At 56.5% G+C, this 6,166-nt stretch carries 8 protein-coding genes, 1 tRNA gene and 1 pseudogene; 6 read left to right on the forward strand and 4 right to left on the reverse strand.

The annotated features are described in order from the left end of the window. The first annotated feature begins 1 nt into the window (after position 1). Positions 2–1,000, forward strand: a complete 999-nt coding sequence (locus E8E75_RS25120; protein ID WP_120654575.1) for an isocitrate/isopropylmalate family dehydrogenase — start codon at positions 2–4, stop codon at positions 998–1,000. Positions 1,001–1,117: 117 nt separating this feature from the next. Here the strand turns inward: E8E75_RS25120 and E8E75_RS25125 are convergent, their stop codons facing one another. Together E8E75_RS25125 and E8E75_RS25130 are read right to left on the reverse strand one after the other, a co-directional pair. Then, positions 1,118–1,345: a hypothetical protein gene (locus E8E75_RS25125; RefSeq protein WP_120654576.1), complete on the reverse strand. Its 228-nt coding sequence runs from the start codon at positions 1,343–1,345 to the stop codon at positions 1,118–1,120. 130 nt (positions 1,346–1,475) lie between these two features. Beyond that, entirely contained in the window at positions 1,476–1,679 is a 204-nt protein-coding gene (locus E8E75_RS25130) for a hypothetical protein (protein WP_120654577.1), read from the reverse strand. A gap of 216 nt (positions 1,680–1,895) precedes the next feature. On the opposite strand from E8E75_RS25130, the pseudogene E8E75_RS25135 reads away from it, so the two are divergent. From E8E75_RS25135 to E8E75_RS25150, 4 genes and pseudogenes are all read left to right on the forward strand, one after another. Further along, positions 1,896–2,186, forward strand: a pseudogene (locus E8E75_RS25135) (tyrosine-type recombinase/integrase); the annotation flags it as partial. Positions 2,187–2,219: 33 nt separating this feature from the next. Further along, positions 2,220–2,498 (forward strand): type II toxin-antitoxin system RelE/ParE family toxin, encoded by a 279-nt coding sequence (locus tag E8E75_RS25140; protein WP_120654578.1) that lies wholly within the window; start codon positions 2,220–2,222, stop codon positions 2,496–2,498. A 12-nt stretch (positions 2,499–2,510) separates the two neighbouring features. Next, entirely contained in the window at positions 2,511–2,816 is a 306-nt protein-coding gene (locus E8E75_RS25145) for a HigA family addiction module antitoxin (protein ID WP_120654579.1), read from the forward strand. A gap of 41 nt (positions 2,817–2,857) precedes the next feature. Then, entirely contained in the window at positions 2,858–3,148 is a 291-nt protein-coding gene (locus tag E8E75_RS25150) for an excalibur calcium-binding domain-containing protein (protein ID WP_120654580.1), read from the forward strand. An 86-nt stretch (positions 3,149–3,234) separates the two neighbouring features. Here the strand turns inward: E8E75_RS25150 and E8E75_RS25155 are convergent. Both E8E75_RS25155 and E8E75_RS25160 read right to left on the reverse strand, forming a co-directional pair. Continuing rightward, positions 3,235–3,311 (reverse strand) — tRNA-Met (locus tag E8E75_RS25155). A gap of 442 nt (positions 3,312–3,753) precedes the next feature. Continuing rightward, positions 3,754–4,986 (reverse strand): hypothetical protein, encoded by a 1,233-nt coding sequence (locus E8E75_RS25160; RefSeq protein WP_280359881.1) that lies wholly within the window; start codon positions 4,984–4,986, stop codon positions 3,754–3,756. A gap of 11 nt (positions 4,987–4,997) precedes the next feature. Between E8E75_RS25160 and E8E75_RS25165 the strand changes: the two genes are divergently transcribed. Next, a protein-coding gene (locus tag E8E75_RS25165) for an IS3 family transposase (RefSeq protein WP_280358127.1) occupies positions 4,998–6,148 on the forward strand; the annotation gives its coding sequence in 2 pieces (ribosomal slippage) (positions 4,998–5,232 and positions 5,232–6,148; 1,152 coding nt in all). The last annotated feature ends 18 nt before the right edge of the window (positions 6,149–6,166 follow it).

The following is a 6,166-nucleotide window of genomic DNA, read 5'->3' on the forward strand; positions in this document are numbered from 1 at the left end:
TATGCACAAACTAGTCGTCATCCCAGGAGACGGTATCGGACGCGAAGTGGTGCCGGTTGCGGTCGAAGTGCTGGAGAAACTCCTTCCCGACCTGCAAATCGTGGAAGCCGAGGCCGGCTGGAGCTGCTTCCAGCGCGGCGGCAATGCCGTTCCCGAGGCGACCTACCAAGCGATTCGAGACTGTAGCGCAGGCATTTTCGGTGCGGTCTCCTCTCCCACTGGCCAGCGTGTGCCCGGTTACCGCAGCGCCATCCTGCAACTGCGCCAGGGTCTCAAGCTCAACACCAGCCTGCGCCCGGTACGCAGCTGGCCAGGCGTCTCGCCTCGGCCGGGCGTCGACCTCATGATCCTCCGCGAGAACAGCGAAGGCCTCTACAGTGGCCGCGAGCACTGGGAATCCGAAGGCGTCGCCATCGCCGAACGGGTCATCAGCCGCGTTGCCTGCGAAGCGCTGGCGCGCTGTGCCCTGGACGTAGCCAAGGCGCGCAAGGCCCGGCGCATCACCCTGGTCCACAAGGCCAACGTCCTGCCCGTGACCTGCGGCCTTTTCCGTGACACCTGCCGCGAGGTCCTGGAAGGCGAGGGCTGGGCTGCAGAACTCGACGAACGTCTGGTCGACCTCGCCGCCCTGCAACTGGTGGAACAGCCCGAAGCCTTCGACCTGATCGTCACCAGCAACCTCTTTGGAGATATCCTCTCCGACCTTGCCTGCCACTGGAGCGGCGGCCTCGGCCTTGCGCCTTCCCTCAACTGGGGCAATGGCATCGCCTTGGCCGAACCCGTCCACGGCAGCGCTCCCGACATCGCTGGCAGCGGCCGCGCCAACCCCATCGCCGCCATCCTCAGTATGGCGCTGTTGCTGCGCTACCACTGGCAGAAACCCGCCCTGGCCATACGGCTGGAAGCCGCTGTGGAAAACTTCCTGCGCGAAGAAGGCAAAGCCGACTTCGGCTTCGAAACCACTCGGGTAGTGGGGCAGGGCATCCTGGCTGTGCTCTAAGGCTTTTGCTCCCCTCTCCCTTCAGGGAGAGGGGGCGGGGGAGAGGGTCTCCAGCCTAAGCACCGATCTCCCAACCTCCACAAAAAAGAAAACCCCGCCAAAGCGGGGTCTCAAATCTCAACCAGAATCTATCTCCGGCGGCCCCGGAGGAGCCTTCTCCACCAGAACCAGCATCCGTTTAGGCGCCCGAACCTCGAGCCGCGCCGAGCCATTCACAATTGGCCCAACCACAATCTCGATCCCCTCCGCCTTCAACATCTCCATCAACACTGATTCGCTGATTCCTTCCAGCACCCTCAGCGTAAGCACGTCACCTTCCCTGCGTTCGCCAACATGAATATGCATGTGGATTGCCTCGCATGGATGACCGTGGGAGGGGAACACGGCACGGAGAGAGGGGCTATGGGGGAAGCGTTAGTTCAGATACTTCCTATAGGCGGTTCGGATTTTCGGAAGGTAGCCCGTATTTCCCGGCTCAGGGAATCGCGATCTGCAAGCTGCCCATGCTGAGCTTAAGGAAGATGAACCAGCCAATAGTGCTCATGATGCCAAGCACGGTGTAACCAACGATGATGCCCAGCGCGATCTGCTTCCAGAGTCCTGCGTAGTTCTTGGTTGGTGCCACGCGGTGGGGCGGCGTTTCGCGTTCTGCTCGGATGCTTTCGAAGTCGTCTTTCACTTTCTCATCTGTCCGTATGGGCGAATTGTGTGACCTGGGAACGGTGCCTGCTCTACAGGTTGCCATCTCCTGCGCCATTGAAAAAGGCGCGGTGTGACTGGCAAAGGTCGGGGCTTCGATGCCCGCGTTCAGGCTTGATTCTTCCTGAAATCAACCTGAGGGAACAGTGACGGTATGCGATTGCCGGCATGGGATTTCGTCATCGCCTTCGTCTGCAGCGGATCTATCTTCATGTCTCGCAGGGCCGCATTTCGAAGTGCCTACCAACGCTGTGGTTTCCACACGCCAGGGCAGATGCCCCATATCCTCCGGCATACCTTCGCCAGTCACTAGATGATGGGTGGAGGAGACATCCTCAGCCTGCAGCGGATCCTCGGCCACTCTTAGATTGCGATGACGATGCGCTATGCGCACCTGTCGCCGGATCACCTGGAGTCGACACTGAGGCTGTCACCTCTCGCGCAAAGTCGCCATTCGGTGGTGGCACTACGTGGCAGCGTGGGTTAGCATTGTTTAACGCTTAACGTTAAGGATTAAAGCGTGATTTTGAGCTTTCGATGTCAGGAAACTCGAACTCTGTTTGAAACGGGTGATTCGCGGCGCTGGAGAAACATCCTGACCGTCGCCACTCGAAAGCTGGTGATGCTCAACGCGGCCACTGAGCTTCGAGACTTGCGGTCCCCGCCAGGCAATCGGTTGGAGCAGTTGGCTGAGAATAGGGCTGGGCAACACAGCATCAGGATCAACGACCAGTGGCGTATTTGCTTCGAGTGGACCGAGGCAGGCCCTGCGAACGTTGAGATAGTCGATTACCACTGAGGAGGAGGCACCATGACAATCAATGGCATGCGGCCCATTCATCCTGGAGAGATTCTGCGGGAAGAGTTCCTGGAGCCGCTGGACATCACACCGGCCGCACTCGCTCGTGCGCTGCATGTGTCCGCGCCAACCGTGAACGATATCGTGCGTGAGCGTCGCGGGATCACTGCTGACATGGCCCTTCGACTGGGCCGTTACTTCGATACCACCGCCCAGTTCTGGATGAACCTGCAGACTGAGTACGCCTTGGCGACGACTTACGCTGAGGCTGGTGAAGAGATCGAGCACGAGATAGAGCCGCTGCGAGCGGTTGGATAGGCTAAGCAGTTCACATACAACAAGGAAGTCGAAGCTCTGACATGAAGAAACTCATCCTCATCCTCGCTGTCGGTTTTGCTGCATGGCAGTTCTACTTTAAGCACCAGGATCGTCAGACAGTCACCAGTTACGACAGTGATTCTGCGCCTTCCAGCTTTGCAGCCCAGCAGTCTGCAGCCGCGCTTGCTCGTACCTATTCATGCGATGGGCGGACCTACTGCTCGCAGATGAGCTCATGCGAAGAGGCGACTTACTTCCTGCAGCATTGCCCTGGAGTGAAGATGGACGGGAATAACGATGGTGTGCCGTGTGAGCAGCAGTGGTGCAACTGAGGGGGATGTAGACAGGGTGTAGTCACTTTGTAGTCACTACCCCAGAAAGCACAAAGGGTTAGCTTGCGCTAACCCTTTGTTTTGTATGGTGGCTACACCGGGACTTGAACCTGGGACATCAGCATTATGAATGCTGCGCTCTAACCGACTGAGCTATGTAGCCGAGTGGCGCGCATTTTCCGTGTCCGGTGGCAGGCTGTCAACCCCTTTGCTTAGATAATTTTGTGATCTTTCAAGCGTTTAGGCGGCGCGAGGGTTTTCAGGAGCGTGAAGCGGCATTCGACGAGGGAGGGGAGAGGCAAGTGGCGGTTTTCGCTTCGTCCTTCGCCATCCCGCGGAAGCAAAAAGCCCCGGAGGACCGGGGCTTTTTAGGAGATCAGACGTTAGACCGTAAGTGTTGGCTTCTGCGCCAGTGTTTATCAGTGCTTACGTGAATTGCGTAATTTTTAATACCCCATTTTGTACCCGGTTTTCTTGACCTGTCTGATTCCGTTATTCGACCTTTCGCTTTCAGCCTTGGGTAGGGTGGCACCCCCGGCGCGGGTCGCTCGTGGATCCTAGCGACATTCTGCTGGACCTGTGAGCCGCCCCAATTTGTCGATACCTCACCGTTTGCTGTCACTTCTGTTTATGGCACGCATTTTTTCTCGTTTCTTTTCCCATTCTTGTCGATTGTCGACAGGCTGTACATTGTTGTCACCTGTGCCTTTGTCTTGCGCGCCAGCATCGGTACCGGCTTTCACGATAGCTGCTAGCTCCAAGAGTGTTCGCGCGGTGTTGCTCGCATCTTGAATAGTCGTCATAGCGCTGACTTGCTCCGGGCTGGTATTGCTGCTTGCTATGAGCGAGCTTTCGTCCAGCGATTTTCCTGGTGTCACTGTCGACTCGCTATTCTCCTCTTTATGCGTGGTCAGTTCTTCGTGTGGTGTGCCGGCAGATGGGGCGTCAATATCGATTTGAACTGAATCGTGTTCCTTGAAGTTTGTTAGTGGTGTGGCAAGCACTGAAGTGGTGTCGCTGCCTGCCTGATCGATTTTTGAGGCAGTTTTGAGTTGTTTTTCGTCGGGGGAGGTTCCTTGTGAGGTAGTTGTTCTGTCATTTTCAGGTAACTGACTGATTTCTCCGCGTGCCTCATGCAGTTTCTCTCGCAGAGATTCTTCCTGTATTTCTGAAGTGGTGCTGTGTTCCTGCTCCATGATCGGAGATGTATAAACTGTGGCCTTGGAGTTGGGCGAAAGGGTGGGCTTAGTCTGGCCGCGATGTGTGAAAGATTTCTTGGGAGTTTTGGTTTTCTTTGGCGTGTTTACAGTAAGTGGTGGAAGCTGGCTATCGACTTCATTTTTCCTCGCCCTGGAAAGCCTCTTTACCTCTTTTTGCTGCTTGGTATCTAGAGGGCTAGTGATATCTACCTCGGCCTCGTTGAGTCTTAGTTTGTATTCATGAAGTTCATCAAGTACTTGGTTTAGCACCCGCTCAAAGATTTCTGCCCGCCTCTTGAAGACACCTTCATCCTTTCTCTCAGACTCAAATTTGTTCTCTTGAACGAGTCTGTCCGAAATGATTATTTCCAGGGTTTGAGTTTTCGTCTCGCCGTAATCGACGGATAGCCTGCTCAGCTGTCTTCCTGCTTCTTCTGATAGATCAAAGTTATGCGGCTTTTTGCCGGTTTTATTATCCCTGGATTTCTGTTTCCTCCACGCAGTTTGCATAGCTTCAAGCAGCTTTTTGAGGTTTTCGTCCGTGCTCCCCTTGAGCGTATGAATCAGGCTGAGTCGCTTATAAAGCTCTGAATCGCCCCTAGTTTCGTAGACACCTCCAAGCCTCATAATGAGGCCCATTAGGAGGTGCCATGAGCAACCAGCGTTACCCCGAAGAATTCAAAATCGAAGCGGTCAAGCAAGTGACCGAGCGCGGCCTTCCCGTGGCCGAGGTGGCAGCGCGGTTGGGCATGTCGGTGCACAGCCTGTATGCCTGGATCAAGCGCTACAGCAAGCCCCGGGAACAGCGGCAGCAAGAAGATGATCAACAGGCCGAACTGCGTCGTCTGCGTGCGGAACTCAAGCGGGTAACCGAAGAGCGAGACATCTTAAAAAAGGCCGCCGCGTACTTTGCCAAGGAGTCCGGCTGAAGTACGCCGTCATCAACAAGTTATCGGTGGAGTACCCGGTACGTCGTCTCTGCCAGACCCTCAAAGTACATCCCAGCGGTTACTACGCCTGGTTGTCCGAGCCGAAATCCGTACGCGCGAAGGAAGACCAGCGTCTGCTCGGGTTGATCAAACATGCCTGGCTGGAAAGCGGCGGGGTCTACGGCTATCGCAAGATCCACGACGACCTGCGTGAGCTGGGGGAGTGCTGTGGCCGGCACCGCGTGGCTCGCCTGATGCGGGGAGAAGGGCTGCGCTCGCAGACCGGCTATCGTCGGCGCCCCGGTTATTACGGGGGCAAGCCGACGGTGGCCTCGCCCAACCGCCTGGAGCGGCAGTTCAACGTCAGCGAACCGAACAAGGTCTGGGTCACTGACATCACCTACATCCGCACCTATGAGGGTTGGTTGTACTTGGCGGTGGTGCTGGATCTGTTTTCACGCCAGGTGGTTGGCTGGTCGATGAAGCCACGGATGTGCAGCGACCTAGCCATCGATGCCTTGCTGATGGCGGTCTGGCGGCGGAAACCCAGGCAGGAGGTGATGATCCACTCCGACCAGGGTAGCCAGTTCAGCAGCTCGGACTGGCAGAGTTTCCTCAAGGCCAACAACCTGATCAGCAGCATGAGTCGACGCGGCAACTGCCACGACAACGCGGTAGCAGAAAGCTTTTTCCAGTTGCTGAAGCGGGAACGCATCCGACGGAAAACCTACGGCACCCGCGAAGAAGCCCGCAGTGATGTGTTCGATTACATCGAGATGTTTTATAACGCCAAACGCCGGCACAGCAGCGCTATGCAGCTATCGCCAGTGGAGTTTGAAAAGCGCTATTTCCAGAGCTTGGAGAGTGTCTAGGAAAGCCGGGGCGATTCA

Origin of the sequence: Pseudomonas sp. BN606 (assembly GCF_029873115.1) — a bacterium.
In the GTDB taxonomy this organism is placed as follows: domain Bacteria; phylum Pseudomonadota; class Gammaproteobacteria; order Pseudomonadales; family Pseudomonadaceae; genus Metapseudomonas.